Source organism: Pseudomonas sp. NPDC088444 (assembly GCF_044900175.1).
In the GTDB taxonomy this organism is placed as follows: Bacteria; Pseudomonadota; Gammaproteobacteria; order Pseudomonadales; family Pseudomonadaceae; genus Aquipseudomonas.
This window is the reverse complement of sequence record NZ_JBJDNK010000005.1, coordinates 171,621-188,217: the sequence shown is the minus strand read 5'-3', so window position 1 is coordinate 188,217 and position 16,597 is coordinate 171,621. Positions and strand designations below refer to the sequence as shown.

Here is a 16,597-nt window from a genome sequence, read left to right as displayed (position 1 = left end):
CTCAAGCATCAGCACGACACTGCGCGAGATCCCGCCATGAGCATCGAACACGAAGACGGCAAGACCCCCGGCCTCACCCCCGAAGAAGAGCGCGACATCGACGAAAACCAGCCCCCTCGCGCTGCGGTGTTGCACGAGACCATTCGCATGCAGGGCGATCAGGAGCTGGAGCGCAACGTGGCGGCGCTGTTCTGGTCGGCGCTGGCCGCCGGGTTGACCATGGGCCTGTCGCTGATGGCCATGGGGTTGCTCAACTCCCGACTGCCCGATGGCGAAGCGTTCAAGGTGATTGCCAGCGTCGGCTACAGCGCGGGCTTTCTCGCCGTGATTCTGGCCCGCCAGCAACTGTTCACCGAAAACACCCTGACCGCTGTTTTGCCGGTGATGACCAAACCGACCCTGAACAACTTCGGTCGCCTGCTGCGGCTGTGGACCACGGTGCTGGTCGGTAACCTGTGCGGCACGCTCCTAGTGGCCTACGTGATGCTGGAGCTGCCGATTTTTGACACAAAAACCGACGCAGCTTTTCTGGAAATTGGCCGCAAGGTCATGGAAAACGACACCACCCAGATGTTCGCCAAGGGCATCGTCTCCGGCTGGATGATCGCGACCATGGTGTGGATGATCCCGTCCATGGAAAACGCGAAAATGTGGATCATCCTGATGATCACCTACCTGATGGCCTTGGGGGACTTCACCCACATCGTCGTCGGATCGGCCGAGGTCTCTTATCTGGTGTTCGCCGGGGAACTGACCTGGCGCGAGTTCTGGCAGGTGTTTGCCGGGCCGACGCTGGCGGGGAACATCATCGGCGGCAGCTTTATCTTCGCGCTGATCAGTCATGCGCAGATTCGCAGTGAGAGCGGGGTGCCGAAGAAATCAGGCGATACACGTACACCTGCTGTGGGAGCGAATTCATTCGCGAAAAATCGTATACCTGACAGAAATGCGTCTGAAATGCCTGCCAATCGCGAATGAATTCGCGCCCACAGGAGATTCGTGCATGAGTCTGTTCCAGCGGCGAAGCAAACCCCACGGGGGCCACAACCGTGCGCACGAATCAAAGCAGACGGGTGTACTTAAATTATTTTTAAGAAATTCCGGCTAAATTTAAAGGCAGAATAAAGTCTCCCGCCGCAACATGGTTCAGGTAATCCAATGACCCGAATTCTGACAATCGAAGACGATGCCGTCACCGCCAAGGAAATCGTCGCCGAGTTAAGCAGTCATGGCCTTTCCGTCGATTGGGTCGACAATGGCCGCGAAGGCCTGGTACGCGCCGTCAGTGGCGATTACGACCTGATCACCCTGGACCGCATGCTGCCGGAAGTCGACGGTCTGGCGATTGTCACCACCATGCGCGCGCTGGGCATTGCCACGCCGATCCTGATGATCAGCGCCCTGTCCGATGTCGACGAACGCGTTCGCGGCCTGCGCGCAGGTGGCGACGATTATCTGTCCAAACCCTTTGCGTCCGACGAAATGGCCGCGCGGGTCGAAGTCCTGCTGCGCCGCAGCAACCCAGTCACCCAGGCGGAAACCATGCTCAAGGTCAGTGACCTGGAACTGAACCTCATCACCCGCGAAGCCAGCCGTGCCGGTCAGCCACTCAATCTGCTGCCCACCGAATACAAATTGCTGGAATTCCTGATGCGCAACAGCGGGCAGATCATCACCCGCATGATGATTTTCGAGGAAGTCTGGGGCTATCACTTCGACCCCGGCACCAACCTCATCGACGTGCACATCGGCCGCTTGCGCAAGAAAATCGATCCCCCTACCCTGACGCCGCTGATACGTACCGTTCGAGGCTCAGGTTATGTCATTGCCGAACCCGTCTAAGGGCTGGCGCTCCTCCAGCAGCCGTCTGCTGGCGCTCTACAGTTTCTTGTTCGTTGCCTGGAGCAGCATTCTGTTGGGGGTGCTGTATTGGGAAGTCACCAGTTACCTCAACACCCTCGCCCGCCACTCGCTGATGCAGCGCCAACAGTTGTTTTCGCGCTTCGAAGGCGCGCAACTGGATGACGCCCTGCGCACCAGCGACAAGTTCGACATCCGTTCGGTCGATGCCTACGGCCTGTTCGACAAGGACCTCAAGCCCATCAGCGGGCCGGTGCGCGAGATCCCGGACGGCATGAAGCTGACCGGGGAAATTCAGGAACTGGACACCTGCATCGACACCGACGATCCCAGTCTGCCTCGCGCCAGTTGCGACGCGGTGGCCATTCATACCCTCGATAACCGCTGGCTGATCCTGGTGCGCGACAATGGCTCGCTGTTCGCAGTGACCACCCTGATCCTGCGCGCGCTGTTGTGGGGCATCTCGCTGACCATCATTCCCGGCGCCTTCGGCTGGCACTTGCTGCGTCGTCGCCCGTTGCAGCGCATCGGTGCAATTCAGGCCAGCGCCGAAGCCATCGTGACCGGCGATCTGACCAAGCGCCTGCCGGTGTCGGACCGTCGGGACGAAATCGACATGCTGGCGGACATCGTCAACGCCATGCTCGACCGCATCGAACGGCTGATGAATGAGGTCAAAGGCGTCTGTGACAACATCGCCCATGACCTGCGCACACCCCTGACCCGCCTGCGCGCGCAGCTGTACCGCATTCAGCAGCAATCGCCGGAGGACTCGCCGCAAGGGGAGCAGATGGCACAGGTCATTGCCGACGCTGACACATTAATGGCGCGCTTTCGTGGGCTGTTGCGGATTTCCGAACTGGAAGACCATCAACGGCGCTCTGCTTTTGGCCAGCTTGATCCAAAGCCCTTGCTGCAAGAGCTTCACGACTTCTATTTGCCATTGGCCGAGGAAGGCGGTGTTTCGATGCAGCTGAAGGTCGCGGATGACCTTCCGCCACTGGTGGGCGACCGGGCGCTGCTGTTCGAAGCACTGTCGAACCTGTTGAGCAATTCGATCAAATTCACCCCGCCGGGCGGCCAGGTCCTGATGATCGCCCGCGCCGAGGGCGACACCACGTTCCTGGAAGTGCAGGACACCGGTCCCGGCATCCCAGACGCCGAGCGCGAAGCGGTGTTCAAACGGTTCTATCGCAGCGAAACCGGCAACCAGCAAAGCGGCTTCGGCCTGGGATTGTCGATCGTTGCGGCCATCGTCAACCTGCACGGGTTCAAGCTGCGCATCGGTAACAGCCCTTCTGGCGGCGCGAGCCTGGTGCTGGAGTGTCGGCAGGTGTTGGCGCTGGGGTGAGTCGCAGGCTGTCGATTCTGACCAACGGGCGCAGGAGCTGCCGGGGTGGCGTCCCACCCCGGCAGCTCCTGCGCCCGTCGGGCAGAAACGGCCACCGCAAGCGTTTGACACAAAAAAACCACGGTCTTTCAACCGTGGGCTTCAACAGAAGACGTTGATGAAGGGAGGTTCGGTTCAACCGGGCATGCAGGTGAAATCCTTGCTGTGGCCCAACTGATGGCCCTGAGAGTCCTCAAGTTTCACGCTGTACTCTTCGCCCAGGCTCGATTCCACCAATTTGTAATGCTCGCCCGCCTTGAACTGGTTGAACTTGATGCCCGCCTCACAGTTCATCTGCCCATCATCACCGCTGCCTTCGACGATCAGATCGACATCGAGTTTATGAGCGCCAGGTTTGACGTCGAAATAACGGCCGTCATTCAGGCGGTGACCGTCCACGTCTTCGGCCATCAACACCCCGGACGGCTCTTCTTGCAAGCCGATCCACGCTTCGGCGGGGTCGGCTTTGGGCATCGGGCCTGCGCAGGCCGACAACACGGCGACTACGCCCAACATGGGTACCAGCAATAACGATTTGGCGTTCATGACACGATCCTCAGCGAGTTGAAAAGATCCCCGTTATGCAGGGTGGTTTTCGATGGATTCAGCGTGCGCCCGCCCCACGTGAACAACAAATGAATCCCCCATGAAAGCTCCTTGTGCGCCTCACTAACGATTTGTTCATTTAGGTGAAAGCCGCCTGTTATGTCCCGGCCCCAAGACTGCCTCTCATTCGAAATAGGAGGCTGTCGGCATGCTCGGGCTGGTCAAGACTGCATTGCTCAAACCATATACGTTCATCGTGTTGGCGATTTTCATCTGTATCGTCGGGCCATTGGCGGCGCTCAAGACGCCCACCGACGTGTTTCCGGACATCGGCATTCCCGTGGTAGCAGTGGTTTGGCAGTACGCCGGGCTGTCACCGGACGCCATGGCCGGGCGTGTGATCTACACCTATGAGCGCTCGCTCAGCACGACGGTCAACGACATCGAGCACATCGAGTCGCAATCGCTGCCCGGCATGGGCATCGTCAAGATCTTCTTTCAGCCCGGTGTCGACATCCGCACCGCCAACGCCCAAGTGACGGCGGTGTCACAAACCGTGCTGAAACAGATGCCCGCCGGGATCACCCCACCGTTGATCCTCAACTACAGCGCCTCGACCGTGCCGATCCTGCAAATGGCCTTCTCCAGCCCGACCCTGTCGGAAGCGCGGATTCGCGACCTGGTGCAAAACAGCATTCGCCTGCCTTTGAGCGCGGTACCGGGCCTGGCCATGCCGACGCCGATGGGCGGCAAGCAGCGCCAAATTACCCTCGACCTTGACCCGCAGGCGCTGGCCGCGAAGGGCCTGTCCGCGCAAGATGTCGGCAACGCGCTGGCGGCGGGCAACCAGATCATCCCGGTGGGCACCGCCAAAATGGGCACCGACGAATACACGGTGCTGCTGAACAACAGCCCGCAGGCCATCGACGAGCTCAATGACCTGCCGATCAAGAACGTCGACGGCGCGCTGATCACCATCGGCCAGGTGGCGCACGTGCGCGACGGCTCGCCGCCGCAGACCAACATCGTGCGGGTCGATGGGCGTCGTGCGGTGCTGATGCCTGCCCTGAAGAACGGCAACATTTCCACCCTGTCGATCGTCGATGACATCCGCAACATGCTGCCGCTGATCAACGAAACCCTGCCGCCGGAGCTTAAAACCTCGCTGCTGGGCGATGCCTCGGTGTTCGTCAAGGAATCCGTGGGCAGCGTGGCGCGGGAAGGCATCATCGCAGCCCTGCTGACCAGCGTGATGATCCTGCTGTTCCTCGGCAGTTGGCGCTCGACGTTGATCATCGCCGCCTCGATTCCGCTGGCAGTGCTGTCAGCGATTGCCCTGCTTGCGCTCACCGGCCAGACGCTTAACGTCATGACCCTCGGCGGGCTGGCGCTGGCGGTGGGGATTCTGGTGGACGACGCCACGGTGACCATCGAGAACATCAACTGGCACCTGGAACAAGGCAAGGCAGTGAAGGACGCGATCATGGACGGTGCGCGGCAAATCGTCGGCCCGGCGTTCGTCTCGCTGCTGTGTATCTGCATCGTTTTCGTGCCGATGTTCATGCTGCAAGGCATCGCCGGTTACCTGTTCCGGCCGATGGCGCTGGCGGTGATCTTCGCCATGGGCAGCTCGTTCCTGCTGTCGCGCACCTTGGTGCCAACGTTGGCGATGTTTCTGCTCAAACCCCACGGCCTGGAAAGCGGCCCCGGCCATCACCCGGAAGACGCCTTCATCAACCACCATGAAGGCGATCAGCATGGTCGCCAGCGCAATCCAATCCTGCGCGCGGCGTTGAGTTTCCAACAGGGTTTCGAAAAACGCTTCTCGGCCATTCGCGACGTGTATCACGGGCTGCTGGGGCTGGCGCTGAAACGCCGTAAAGCCTTCCTGCCGGGCTTCCTCGCCTGCGTATTGGCCAGCTTCGCGCTGCTGCCGAGCCTGGGCGAAGACTTCTTCCCGGCCACCGACGCTGGCGCCCTGTCGATGCACGTGCGTCTACCGCTGGGCACACGCATCGAGGAAAGCGCCGCCGCGTTCGACCGCATCGAGCAACGCATCCGCGAGATCATCCCGGCCAATGAACTGAACACGGTGATTGACAACATTGGCATCCCGCTCAGTGGCATCGACATGGCCTACAGCAGCAGCGGCACCGTTGGCCCACAGGATGGCGACATTCAAGTGACGCTCAAAGAAAGCCACGCGCCCACTGCCGATTACGTCAAACGCCTGCGCGAAGCCCTGCCGCAAAGCTTCCCCGGCAGTCAGTTCGCGTTCCTGCCTGCGGACATCAGCAGCCAGATCCTCAACTTCGGCAACCCGGCGCCGCTGGACGTGAAGATTTCCGGCCACGACGATGCCGCCAACCGCGCTTACGCGCTGGAATTGCAGCGCCGTCTGCAACACGTTGCCGGGATCACCGACCTGCGCATTCAGCAGTCCACTGGTTACCCGTCGTTGCAAGTGAACGTCGATCGCCTGCGCGCCAAACAACTGGGCATCACCGAAAAAGACGTGACCACCAGCCTCGGCGCCTCGCTCGCCGGGACTTCGCAAGTGGCGCCGACCTACTGGCTGAACCCGAAAAACGGCGTGTCGTATTCGGTGGTCGCAGCGACCCCGCAATACCGTCTCGACAGCCTGCCGACGCTGGAAGCCCTGCCGATCACCGGCAGCGATGGCCAGTCGCAGATCCTCGGCGGCCTGGCGACCATCAAGCGGGTCGACAGCCCGGCCGTGGTCACGCACTACAACATCCAGCCGACCCTGGACCTGTTCGCCAACGTGCAGGGCCGCGACCTCGGCGGTGTGGCCAGGGACGTGCAAAAGGTCATCGACGGCATGGCCCACTTGCGTCCCAAAGGCGCGGTGATCAGCCTGCACGGCCAGATCGATGCGTTGCACGAAGCCTTCAGCGGCCTGAGCTTCGGCCTGCTCGGCGCCGTGGTGCTGATTTACCTGCTGATCGTGATCAACTTCCAGTCGTGGATCGATCCGTTCGTGATCATCACCGCCCTGCCCGCCGCCCTGGCCGGGATTGTCTGGATGCTGTTCCTCAGTGGCACCTCATTGTCGGTGCCTGCGCTGACCGGCGCGATCCTGTGCATGGGGGTGGCCACCGCCAACTCGATTCTGGTGGTGAGCTTCTGCCGGGAGCGTCTGGCCGAACACGGCGACGCTCTGCTCGCGGCACTGGAAGGCGGCTATACGCGCTTCCGTCCGGTGTGCATGACCGCGTTGGCGATGATCATCGGCATGCTGCCGCTGGCCCTCTCTCAAGAACAAAACGCGCCGCTGGGCCGTGCGGTGATCGGTGGGCTGATTTTCGCCACCACCGCCACCCTGCTGTTCGTGCCAGTCGTGTTCAGCCTCGTGCACCGTCATTCGAAACCTCAAGCTGCCGCCACACGTGCAATGGATGGAGAAACACCCCATGTCGTCTGAAAACACCCCTTCGCGCAAACGCCTGATGCTGACCGGCGTCGGCGGCCTGACCCTGGCGGCGCTGCTGGTCGCCAACGGTCTGGCGGCACGCACCCGTCATAGCCACGACGTCGCGGCCTGGACCGAAAGCCAGTCCGTGCCGGTCGTCACCGTGGTCTCGCCATCACAGAATGCCCAAGGCGATACGTTGCAACTGCCCGCCCGTCTCGACGCCTGGAGCAAGGCATCGATCAACGCCCGGGTCAGCGGCTACCTGAAAGACTGGACTGCGGATATTGGTACACAGGTAAAGGCCGGTCAGGTCCTGGCCCACATCGACAGCCCGGAACTGGACCAGCAACTGGCGCAGACCCGCGCTCATCTGGCTCAGCAACAGGCCAACGCGCGCATCGCCCAGACCACCGCCGAGCGCTGGCAACACCTGCTTGCCACGCACTCGGTGTCACAGCAGGAAGTGGATGAAAAAGTCGCCGCCGCCACGGCTGCCAAAGCCGACGTACAGGCCGCCGAAGCGGACTATCAGCGCCTGACCGATCTGGCTGCGTACAAGACCATTCGCGCACCGTTCAGCGGTACCATCACCGCGCGCAACACCGACATCGGCCAGTTGATCAAGGCCGACGATGGCGGCGGCACGCCGTTGTTCAGCATGGCCGACACCCATCGTTTGCGGCTCTATGTACCGATTCCGCAGAACTACGCCAGCGTCATTCATCCCGGCATGTCGGTGCAGTTGAGCGTACCCGAGCACGCGGGCCAATCCTACAAAGCCACGCTGCTGGGCGATTCCACGGCAGTCGATCCGCGCTCGGGCACGCTGCTGGCACAGTTCGTTGCCGACAATCCCGATGGCGCCCTGCTCCCCGGCGATTACGCCGACGCCACCTTGCCGGTCGCGGCGGGCAGCCACGGAGTGAGCATTCCGGCCAGCGCGCTGATTTTCCGGGCCAAGGGCACACAGGTCGCAACCATGGACAGCAGCGGTCACGTGCACCTGCGTAACATCCACATCGCCATGGATCTGGGCGACCGGTTGGTGATTGATCAAGGCCTGCAAGCGGCGGACAAGGTGATCGACAACCCGCCCGATGCGCTGCGTGAAAACGATCCGGTGCAACTGGCCGATGCCGGAGGTGCCCATGCGCCCAAGGCTTGAAGGTTTGGCGCTCGCGCTGGTCATGGCGGGCGCACTGACGTTGCAAGGCTGCTCGCTGGCGCCAACGTACAAGGTGCCCGCCGTGCCGATGCCTGAGCACTTCAAGGAAGACGCCGGGCCGTGGCATCCGGCGAAACCTGCTGATCAGTTGCAACGCCAATGGTGGAGCGTGCTTCAGGACAAACAGCTCAATGACCTGCAACAGCGCTTGCTTAAGGCCAACCCCGATCTCGCCGCCGCGCTGGCCCACTACGATGCGTCGGTGGCCTACGCCAGCCAGTTGCACGCCGGGCTGTTCCCGCAGATCAACGCCAGTGTCGCGCCGGTGCGCCAGCGCCAGTCGGATCGCAGGCCATTACGCGGCGACACTCAACCGTCGGTGTACAACAGCGACACCGCCGGTTTCAGCCTGAGTTTCGACCCGGACCTGTGGGGGAAGATTCGCAACCAGGTCGCCGCCGGAGAGGCACAGGCCCAAGCCTCGGCAGACGATCTGGTCGTCGCGCGCCTGAGCCTGCAAAAGCAACTGGCGACGCTGTACGTGCAGGCGCGCGGACTGGATGCCCAGAGCCGGATACTGCAAACCTCGCTGGACGACTACACCCAGGCCCTGCAACTGACCCGCGACCGCTACGAAGGCAAGATCGCCTCGGAACTGGACCTGACCCGTGCCCAGAGCCAACTGGCCGAAGCCCAGGCGCAACTGGACGACGTGAAGGCCCAGAGCAACCTGAGTGAGCATGCCATCGCCGAACTGGTGGGCGTGCTGCCGAGCGATTTCGCTCTCGTCCATGACGCCGAACCCTTGAAGCAGCCGGACATTCCCCAGGCACTGCCCGGCAGTCTGCTGCAACAGCGGCCCGACGTCGCCGCCGCCGAACGTCGCGTGTTCGCCGCCAACGCCAACATTGGCGTGGCAAAAGCGGCGTGGTATCCCGATTTCAGCCTGACCGGCCTGCTCGGCGGCCAGACTCAAGGCAGCGGCAACCTGCTGGCGGCGGCCAACCGCTATTGGGCGCTGGGGCCGCTGGTCAACCTGCCGATCTTCGACGGCGGCCGCCGCAGCGCCAACGAGCGTCAAGCCAAGGCCGAGTTCGAAGAAGCCGCCGCGCAATACCACAGTCAGGTGCTCAAAGCCGTGCGTGAAGTGGAAGACAACCTGGGCCAGTTGCGTGACTTGCAGCAGGAATCTCAGGACCAGCAAGCCGCCGTGAAGGCCGCGCAAAGCGCCGAACGCATGGCCACCAGCAGCTATGAAGCGGGTGCGGTGAATTATCTGGACGTGGTGACGGCGCAGACCAATGCGTTGCAGGCGCAGCGGCGGTTGCAGGAAGTCGACACCAGTCGGTTGCAGGCCAGCGTCGGGTTGGCGGTGGCGTTGGGTGGGGGGTGGAAATCCGGCGGTTGAATGAATTGATCAGCCTTGCGGAAGCCGGCTTGCTGGCGAAGGCGGGGTGTCAGTCAATGCAGCGATGTCTGACACACCGCCTTCGCCAGCAAGCCGGCTCCAACGGGCTTTTGCGTTGTTCGAGAGGTTTTATCTCAAGCCTCAACCACCGAAAAATCAAACAGCACCTGCGGCGATTCAATCAGCAGCGAGCGCATCACTTGCGGCGTGCAACCCAGCGCCTGCAACTGCTTGACCACCGATGTGTAGGTGATTCGCTGTTCATGCTGGGTGTGCGGCCAGTCGCTGCCCCACACCAGACGCTGCGGCCCGAAGCTTTCGACCAGCAATGGCAACAGGTCACAGGCGAAGTCGAGGTTTTCCTGCTCGCTGCCTTCCAGCCGATAAATGCCCGAGACCTTCGCCCACACCTGACCGCCCAGACCCAGCTCCAGCATCTCGCGCAGGCCCGATTGATCGAGGCCCAGACGCGCATCAGGGCGACCGAAGTGGTCGATAACGATCTTCACGCCAAACGGCATCAGGCCGCGAATCAGGGTCGGGATGTCGGCCACATGGCGATGCAGCTCGACATGCCAATCCAGTTCAGCGATATGCCCGAACAGTACTGTCCATTCAGGCTCGGAAAAATCCGGCAGCGCCTTGCCCATCAGGTTCAGACGAATGCCGACCACGCCCGATCGATCCATCGTGTCCAGCTCGGCGCGGCTGATGTCACGCTCGACCACCACCACACCCCGTAACTGCTGCGGCGCCTGCTTCAACGCGTCGAGCAGGTAGCTGTTGTCGGTGCCGAGGAAGCTCGGCTGCACCAGCACGCCGTGGCTCAAACCGTGGCTTTGCAGGTTGTGCTGATACATCGCCAGGGTGGCGTCGTAATCCGGTGAATAGCGTCGTGCCGATGTCAGATCCAGCTCCCTGCTGAATACGTGTGCGTGGCCGTCGATACCGAGGATCGACGCGGGAAAAGTGTCGGACATGGGACTCATCTGTCGAGAAAAACGCGCGGAAGCCCTGAACTCCGGGGCCGCCGCGCTGGAAAAACATCAGGCGCTGGCGGTCTCGTTGCGCGAGGTCGAGCTCTGCGCCGCCGAGGCGCTGCTTTCGAGGCTGCGACCACGGGTTTCCGGCAGGCACAGGGCAGCGATCACCGCGACGCCGTAGGCAATACCGGCATCGATGCCGATGGCCGAACCGAGGGACATCGACTCGCTCATGTGGCCCACCAGGAACGGGAACACCGAGGACAGCACGCGGCCGAAGTTGTAGCAGAAGCCCACCCCTGCCCCGCGCACGTCAGCCGGGTACAGTTCGTTGAACAACGCACCGAGGCTGGCCGGAATACCGGCGGCGAAGAAGCCCAGCGGGAAGCCCAGGAACAACATCTGGGTGTTGGTCAGCGGCAGGAACACGTAGCACTGCACGGTGATCACGCAGCACAGGGCGAACAGCACGATGTTCATGCGACGACCAATGCGGTCGATCATGAAACCGCTGGCCACACAGCCACACCAAAAGGCGAAGATGATCACTGCCAGGTAGCCGCCGGAGTTGAGCACCGACAGGTTACGTTCGGTTTTCAGGAACGTCGGCAGCCAGGTCATGACCGCGTGGTAACCGCCGTGGGCGCCGAGGCCCAGCAGGCCACCGAGCAGAGTCACACGCAGCAGTTCCGGACGGAAGATACCGGCCAGGGATTTGAAGAAGCTCTGCGGGATGGCGTTGTTCTTTTGCAGACGCTGGAAGCTGTCCGGCTCCTCGACGTTACGGCGCACCCAGATGATCAGCAGCGACGGCAACAGCCCCACCAGGAACATCACGCGCCAGGCGATATCGGCAGGCACGAACGAATAAATCAGGGTGAACACACCGACCGCCAGCCCCCAGCCCACGGCCCAGGCGCTCTGCACGGTGCCCATGACCTTGCCGCGGTATTTCGGGTTAATGGTCTCGGCCATCAACACCGCACCGGCCGCCCATTCACCACCGATACCGAAGCCTTGCAGCGCCTTGACGATCAGCAGCGGGTAAAACCCGGTGACGAATGCCGACAGGAAGGTGAACGCGGAGAACCAGAGGATCATCCATTGCAGGGTGCGCACGCGACCGTAGCGGTCCGACAGCGTACCGCCGAGCCAGCCGCCCAGTGCCGAGGTGACCAGCGTCACGCCACTGATCAGGCCCGCGTCGCTTTTGCTCAACGCGAAGGCGGCGATCAGCGCCGGGATGGCCAGACCGAACATCTGGACTTCAAGGGCATCCAGCGACCATCCGCCGAAACAGGCCCAGAACGTTTTGCGCTCCTTGGGAGTGACTTGGCGATACCAATTGAACATGCTTCTTGTCCTTATACGTGTGTGCGGCAGTTGTTGTGAGGCCTGCTCTGGTTGGCGGGCTTGGCTGAATCTGTTCTTGCGAATGCCGCCGCTCCCACAGGGGATCAGCGGCGGGCGATAAATCGTGTCGAGCTAGCGAATATCCACGCTGTACCGGAAATGGCTGGCATGCCCTCGCGAGCGGCGCCACTCCAGCGGCTGCCCGGCGTAATTGCGGGCCAGGCGCTCGATCACCACCACCGGGCTGCCCACCGGCACTTGCAGCAGGCGCGCATGCACGTCGCTGATGGCTTCGGCGGTGAGGGTTTCTTCGGCGTAGGCCACGACCTGACCACACAGCTCTTCATAGATCGGGTACAGCAGCGGGCCCTGTTTGCTCAGGTCGGTTTCCAGCAAGGTCTGGAACTGCACCTGCGGCAGCCAGATTTCTTCGGCGAGCACCGGCTGGGCATCGAGCAGACGCAGGCGAATCAGGCGAATCACTGGCGCATCCAGTGGCAGCCCCAAGGCCTGGGAGACAGCGGACGGCGCGCTGACCGGCTCGATGGACAAAATGCGGCTTTCCGGCACCTGACGCTCGCCGGACACGCTTTGAAAACGGAAAAAACGGAACAGCGAAGACTGGAACTGCGGACGGCGAATGAAGGTCCCACGTCCCTGTTGGCGCTCTAAAATGTTCTCGCTGACCAACATGTCGATGGCCTTGCGCACGGTGCCCGTGGACAGGCAATACTCGCTGGACAACGCAGCTTCGGTGGGAATGGCTTCGCCCGGACGCCAACGGTTATTGGCGATCTGTTCGGCCAATTGATCGCGCAAACGTTGATAAAGCGGCAGGCGGACATCGCTGGAGAGTCGGTTCATGTCGGTGCTTCGCTGTTGTAGTTATCTAGTCATCTATATGAATCTGAGCGAAGTATTGTCCCGTTACATTTGATCGTCAAGGGTGAGGAGCGAGGTTGTCTGATGAGCGGTGCCGCCCTCACCTCTCTGTAGCTCTTGTCCGTAGCAGTCCGGCTTGCCGGCGGTGGCGTCCGTAAGGTCGCTGCCGCCGGCAAGCCGGACTGCTACAGGAACTGGGTTTACCGCATGGCCAATTTCCGTGCCATCGACGCCCCCACAATATGCTCCACCACATATTCCGCATCCCGCGCCACGCCCGAGAAACGCCCCGATCCCCAGGTGTACAGCCACGGCAGGCCCAGAAAGTACAAGCCAGGTTGTGTCGTGACCCCGCGCACATGGCCCGGATGGCCACGACCGTTGAACACCGGCGCATCGACCCAACTGAAATCCGGGGTGAAGCCGATGCACCAGATGATGCTGGTGATGCCCGCCTCAGCCAGATTCAACTCGCCGCGCTCTTGAGTCGGCGTCCAGACAGGCTCATAGCGTTCACCCGCAGGCGCGTCGATGCCCTGCTCGGCGATGTACTTGTCGATAGAGCCGTTGATCCGGTTGTAGACCGCATCGGCGCTGTCGAGGCTGTCGCTCAGGTTGCCAGAGAATTGCAGCACATCGCCCGAAAGCCCCTCCAGACGCCCGAACAACTCCATGCCCTCCAACGCGAATTTGCGCAGATCGATGTCGCGCCCGCCATCGCGCCCGGTGACGTAATGGTTGGTGTTATCCCGCACCCCTTCACGCAGCGGATGGGTATCGACGCCGATCTGGTAGTAGCCCATCTCGGCGAGCCAGTCGACCACGTCCTTGCCACGATAAAAACGGGCACAGCGCGGCGCGTCGCCCACGGCCAGATAGACCTTGCGCCCGGCCAGATGCAGGTCTTCGGCGATCTGCGCACCGGATTGCCCGGAGCCGACCACCAGCACGTTGCCTTGCGGTAGCGCCTGGGGATTGCGGTATTGCTCGGAATGAATCTGGGTGATCCCGGCAGGCAGACGTTCGGCAAGACGCGGAATGATCGGCGTGTGATAACCACCCGAGGCGCAGATCACTTGATCGGCGGTGAAATCGCCCTGGGAGGTATGCACCTCGAAACCACCCACTGCGCGCGGCACCACGCGCTTGACCGACACGCCCTCACGCACCGGGGCATTGACGGCTTTGACGAAGCCTGCGAGGTAGTCGTTGATTTCGTCCTTTTTCATGAAGCCGTGAGGGTCTTGGCCGCCATGCTCTTCGCTGTAGCGATAACCCGGCAATGCGCATTGCCAGTTCGGCGTGACCAGACTGAACGCATCCCAACGCTGGTTGCGCCAAGTGTGGGTGACGCTGTGTTTTTCCAGCACCAGATGGTCGACGCCCTGCTGTTGCAGGTAATGACTGGCCGACAGACCGGCCTGCCCGCCGCCGACGATGATGACGCTGTGGTGCGGGGTTTTGATGGGGGTGATTGAGCTGGGCATGATGATGTCTCCGGTGGTGCATGCAGATAAGTTTTCTGTAGCAGCCCGGCTTGCCGGCGGTGGCGGTGTGTCAGGCCATACATCAACACCTGATAAACCGCTGCCGCCGGCAAACCGGACTGCTACAGGGGGTTCGCGTTTCAATGTTTGAATCAGTGTCGTGTCGGCGTTGAATCAAAAAGAACTCCACCCGGCCCCGGTCACCCGGCCACCGCCTTCGGTGCGCATACTGAGCACTTCCACCGCCCCCTCCTCCTGAACCTGCGCCTGGCCCTTGAGCATGCCGAGGGTGTCCATCGCCGAGCTGCAGTAGAAGCCTTTGACCTGCTTCACCCGTTCCGACGCGTTGTTCAACCCACCTTCCACACGCTGAAGGAAATCAGCCAGCGGGTAACTCGCACCTTCCTGTAAATGCTCATAGATCACGGTCGAGGGCGAGTAGCAGGCGGCCTCTTTGCCGTTGGGCCAGCGAATCCTGAAATTGACGGCGGGCATGTCAGTGCTCCTTGTGTGCGGACAAAGGTGAAAGGTCGAGATGGGAATAGCTGAACCCGGTGAAGGGCTGCGCGTTGAGATCCCAGAAGGTGCGTCGTTGCAAGCCGTGCTGGACGCTGAGTTCGGCACTGTCGGTGACCCGGCCGATGCGCTCGCAGCGCAGGCCTTCAAAGGCGAACGCGGCCTGCACGTTGGGCCAGTCGGCTTCGTCCAGAGTCATGAGGAAGCCGTAGCTGGGGAACACCTGAAGCCAGCGCGAAAGATCGGCGTCTGAGGGGCACGGCAGCTGTTGCAGATCGATGTCGGCGCCACAACCCGTGGTTTCCAGCAACATCAACAGGCTGCCCAGCACTCCGGCGTTGCTGATGTCCTTGGCAGCATGCAGCCACTGCGCCTCGGCCAGACGCGGCAGGACTTCCAGCTTGCTGCGCAGACGTTCGGCGGGCACGCCTTCGAAGGCTTTCCAGTAGGCGGTGTCAGCATGCCAATACCCTTCAAGGTCAACGGCCATGGCGATGACCTGGCCCGGTTTGACGTGCAGGGTCGACAGCAGACGGCTTGCCACACCCGTGATCGCCACTGCCAGCGCGGTCGGGTTCTGCGCCGCCAGACTGGTGTGCCCGCCCGCCAGCATCAGGCCGTAGGCATCACAGGCTGCGCGAATCCCGGACAGGATTTCCTGTGCCTGCGCGTCGTCGTGGTGCCAATAGGCGTTGACCACCGCCGTCGCCCGTCCGCCCATGGCGGTAATGTCGCTGACATTGGCCATCACCGCTGACCAGCCTGCGAACCACGGGGCGGCTTTGACGAAGCCGGGCAACATGCCCTCGATGGCCAGCAACTGGAAGTGATCGCCACAGGCAATCGCCGCCGTGTCGTCGCCGGGCAAAGCGTAGAGTTCGGCCCGGGTCAGCGGCTTTTCAATCGCGCCAATGACCTTGGCGGGCTGCTGAATCGCCTGTTTGGACCGCATCGCCGGGGTGTTGCGCAGGGTGTCGAGCAGCGCATTCAGATCGATGACATCAGCCATGACGGGCCACCTTCAACGGGCGCAGCGACACTTGGCGGGGCATCAACGGGTAACTCGCCAGATCCGCCTGCATCAAGCAGTGCGGTTGGCCCAATAGCTCCAGTTGGTCGAGGGTTTGCCAGTGCAGGCCATGGAAATAGGCTTCGTTGGGCGCCTGCACGGTGGCACGGAAGGTTTCGCAGCCAAGGTCTTTGGCCCGCGACACCGCTTCGTTGACCAGTGCTTTGCCGATCATGCTGTGACGCCGGTACGCCTGAGCCACGCACAAACGGCCGCCGAACCACAGGCCCGGTTCCGGCTGGTAGATGCGCACGGCGCCCACCACCTGATCGGCCATCCCGCAACTGCCCGCCAGCGCAACAATGGCGATGGCCTGAAAGTCATGGCTGTCCTTGTCCTGGGGCAGCAGGTGTTGCTCATCGGAGAACACCGCGCGGCGCAAGGCAAAGTACGCCTGCTTCTCCCAGTTTTCCGTGGCCGGTTTGACCACCAGGTCACCGGCACGAAAGGGCTCGAAGGTGCTATCGACGAGGGCAAAGGCCAGGTTTTGCATGATCCGTCT

The 16,597-nt window shown here is 62.1% G+C and carries 14 protein-coding genes; 6 read left to right on the top strand and 8 right to left on the bottom strand.

Annotated features, from left to right (window positions below; all coding sequences use genetic code 11):
- The first annotated feature begins 36 nt into the window (after positions 1 to 36).
- The 3 genes from ACI2KB_RS12010 to ACI2KB_RS12000 all read left to right on the top strand — a co-directional run bounded on the left by ACI2KB_RS12010 (position 37) and on the right by ACI2KB_RS12000 (position 3,211).
- A complete protein-coding gene (locus ACI2KB_RS12010) occupies positions 37 to 978 on the top strand; it encodes a formate/nitrite transporter family protein (RefSeq protein WP_404634709.1) in 942 nt (313 codons plus the stop codon).
- Between the two features lie 180 nt (positions 979 to 1,158).
- Positions 1,159 to 1,842, top strand: coding sequence for a response regulator transcription factor (locus ACI2KB_RS12005; RefSeq protein ID WP_404634707.1), 684 nt, complete (start codon positions 1,159 to 1,161; stop codon positions 1,840 to 1,842).
- The gene (locus tag ACI2KB_RS12000) at positions 1,820 to 3,211 is read left to right on the top strand and encodes a sensor histidine kinase (RefSeq protein ID WP_404634705.1); all 1,392 of its coding nucleotides are present in this window, start codon (positions 1,820 to 1,822) and stop codon (positions 3,209 to 3,211) included. Before ACI2KB_RS12005 ends, ACI2KB_RS12000 begins: the two co-directional genes overlap by 23 nt.
- 174 nt (positions 3,212 to 3,385) lie before the next feature.
- Here ACI2KB_RS12000 and ACI2KB_RS11995 read toward each other — a convergent pair whose 3' ends face one another.
- Positions 3,386 to 3,796, bottom strand: coding sequence for a hypothetical protein (locus tag ACI2KB_RS11995; protein WP_404634703.1), 411 nt, complete (start codon positions 3,794 to 3,796; stop codon positions 3,386 to 3,388).
- A gap of 208 nt (positions 3,797 to 4,004) precedes the next feature.
- On the opposite strand from ACI2KB_RS11995, the gene ACI2KB_RS11990 reads away from it, so the two are divergent.
- Genes ACI2KB_RS11990 through ACI2KB_RS11980 form a run of 3 tightly spaced genes read left to right on the top strand, consistent with a single transcriptional unit; the run spans position 4,005 to position 9,805 of the window.
- Positions 4,005 to 7,241: an efflux RND transporter permease subunit gene (locus ACI2KB_RS11990; RefSeq protein ID WP_404634701.1), complete on the top strand. Its 3,237-nt coding sequence runs from the start codon at positions 4,005 to 4,007 to the stop codon at positions 7,239 to 7,241.
- On the top strand, positions 7,231 to 8,397 hold the full coding sequence (locus ACI2KB_RS11985) for an efflux RND transporter periplasmic adaptor subunit (protein ID WP_404634699.1): 1,167 nt from the start codon (positions 7,231 to 7,233) through the stop codon (positions 8,395 to 8,397). Before ACI2KB_RS11990 ends, ACI2KB_RS11985 begins: the two co-directional genes overlap by 11 nt.
- The gene (locus ACI2KB_RS11980) at positions 8,381 to 9,805 is read left to right on the top strand and encodes an efflux transporter outer membrane subunit (RefSeq protein ID WP_404634697.1); all 1,425 of its coding nucleotides are present in this window, start codon (positions 8,381 to 8,383) and stop codon (positions 9,803 to 9,805) included. Before ACI2KB_RS11985 ends, ACI2KB_RS11980 begins: the two co-directional genes overlap by 17 nt.
- A 134-nt stretch (positions 9,806 to 9,939) precedes the next feature.
- Here ACI2KB_RS11980 and ACI2KB_RS11975 read toward each other — a convergent pair whose 3' ends face one another.
- From ACI2KB_RS11975 to ACI2KB_RS11945, 7 genes are all read right to left on the bottom strand, one after another.
- The gene (locus ACI2KB_RS11975; RefSeq protein WP_404634695.1) at positions 9,940 to 10,785 is read right to left on the bottom strand and encodes an amidohydrolase family protein; all 846 of its coding nucleotides are present in this window, start codon (positions 10,783 to 10,785) and stop codon (positions 9,940 to 9,942) included.
- A gap of 66 nt (positions 10,786 to 10,851) precedes the next feature.
- The gene (locus ACI2KB_RS11970) at positions 10,852 to 12,141 is read right to left on the bottom strand and encodes an MFS transporter (RefSeq protein WP_404634693.1); all 1,290 of its coding nucleotides are present in this window, start codon (positions 12,139 to 12,141) and stop codon (positions 10,852 to 10,854) included.
- 132 nt (positions 12,142 to 12,273) lie between these two features.
- Complete coding sequence (locus ACI2KB_RS11965) at positions 12,274 to 13,005, bottom strand: GntR family transcriptional regulator (RefSeq protein WP_404634691.1); 732 nt, start codon at positions 13,003 to 13,005, stop codon at positions 12,274 to 12,276.
- 218 nt (positions 13,006 to 13,223) lie between these two features.
- Positions 13,224 to 14,510, bottom strand: a complete 1,287-nt coding sequence (locus tag ACI2KB_RS11960) for an MSMEG_0569 family flavin-dependent oxidoreductase (protein WP_404634689.1) — start codon at positions 14,508 to 14,510, stop codon at positions 13,224 to 13,226.
- A 174-nt stretch (positions 14,511 to 14,684) separates the two neighbouring features.
- A complete protein-coding gene (locus ACI2KB_RS11955) occupies positions 14,685 to 15,005 on the bottom strand; it encodes an MSMEG_0570 family nitrogen starvation response protein (RefSeq protein ID WP_404634687.1) in 321 nt (106 codons plus the stop codon).
- 1 nt (position 15,006) lies between these two features.
- On the bottom strand, positions 15,007 to 16,035 hold the full coding sequence (locus ACI2KB_RS11950; RefSeq protein ID WP_404634685.1) for a sll0787 family AIR synthase-like protein: 1,029 nt from the start codon (positions 16,033 to 16,035) through the stop codon (positions 15,007 to 15,009).
- Positions 16,028 to 16,588, bottom strand: coding sequence for an MSMEG_0567/Sll0786 family nitrogen starvation N-acetyltransferase (locus ACI2KB_RS11945; RefSeq protein ID WP_404634683.1), 561 nt, complete (start codon positions 16,586 to 16,588; stop codon positions 16,028 to 16,030). Before ACI2KB_RS11945 ends, ACI2KB_RS11950 begins: the two co-directional genes overlap by 8 nt.
- Between the last annotated feature and the right edge of the window lie 9 nt (positions 16,589 to 16,597).

What these genes read in the sequence shown, in the direction of transcription:
- ACI2KB_RS12010 (WP_404634709.1), top strand. Translation starts at nt 37, where the DNA reads ATGAGCATCGAACACGAAGACGGCAAGACCCCCGGCCTCACCCCCGAA.
- ACI2KB_RS12005 (WP_404634707.1), top strand. Translation starts at nt 1,159, where the DNA reads ATGACCCGAATTCTGACAATCGAAGACGATGCCGTCACCGCCAAGGAA.
- ACI2KB_RS12000 (WP_404634705.1), top strand. Translation starts at nt 1,820, where the DNA reads ATGTCATTGCCGAACCCGTCTAAGGGCTGGCGCTCCTCCAGCAGCCGT.
- ACI2KB_RS11995 (WP_404634703.1), bottom strand. Translation starts at nt 3,796, where the DNA reads ATGAACGCCAAATCGTTATTGCTGGTACCCATGTTGGGCGTAGTCGCC.
- ACI2KB_RS11990 (WP_404634701.1), top strand. Translation starts at nt 4,005, where the DNA reads ATGCTCGGGCTGGTCAAGACTGCATTGCTCAAACCATATACGTTCATC.
- ACI2KB_RS11985 (WP_404634699.1), top strand. Translation starts at nt 7,231, where the DNA reads ATGTCGTCTGAAAACACCCCTTCGCGCAAACGCCTGATGCTGACCGGC.
- ACI2KB_RS11980 (WP_404634697.1), top strand. Translation starts at nt 8,381, where the DNA reads ATGCGCCCAAGGCTTGAAGGTTTGGCGCTCGCGCTGGTCATGGCGGGC.
- ACI2KB_RS11975 (WP_404634695.1), bottom strand. Translation starts at nt 10,785, where the DNA reads ATGTCCGACACTTTTCCCGCGTCGATCCTCGGTATCGACGGCCACGCA.
- ACI2KB_RS11970 (WP_404634693.1), bottom strand. Translation starts at nt 12,141, where the DNA reads ATGTTCAATTGGTATCGCCAAGTCACTCCCAAGGAGCGCAAAACGTTC.
- ACI2KB_RS11965 (WP_404634691.1), bottom strand. Translation starts at nt 13,005, where the DNA reads ATGAACCGACTCTCCAGCGATGTCCGCCTGCCGCTTTATCAACGTTTG.
- ACI2KB_RS11960 (WP_404634689.1), bottom strand. Translation starts at nt 14,510, where the DNA reads ATGCCCAGCTCAATCACCCCCATCAAAACCCCGCACCACAGCGTCATC.
- ACI2KB_RS11955 (WP_404634687.1), bottom strand. Translation starts at nt 15,005, where the DNA reads ATGCCCGCCGTCAATTTCAGGATTCGCTGGCCCAACGGCAAAGAGGCC.
- ACI2KB_RS11950 (WP_404634685.1), bottom strand. Translation starts at nt 16,035, where the DNA reads ATGGCTGATGTCATCGATCTGAATGCGCTGCTCGACACCCTGCGCAAC.
- ACI2KB_RS11945 (WP_404634683.1), bottom strand. Translation starts at nt 16,588, where the DNA reads ATGCAAAACCTGGCCTTTGCCCTCGTCGATAGCACCTTCGAGCCCTTT.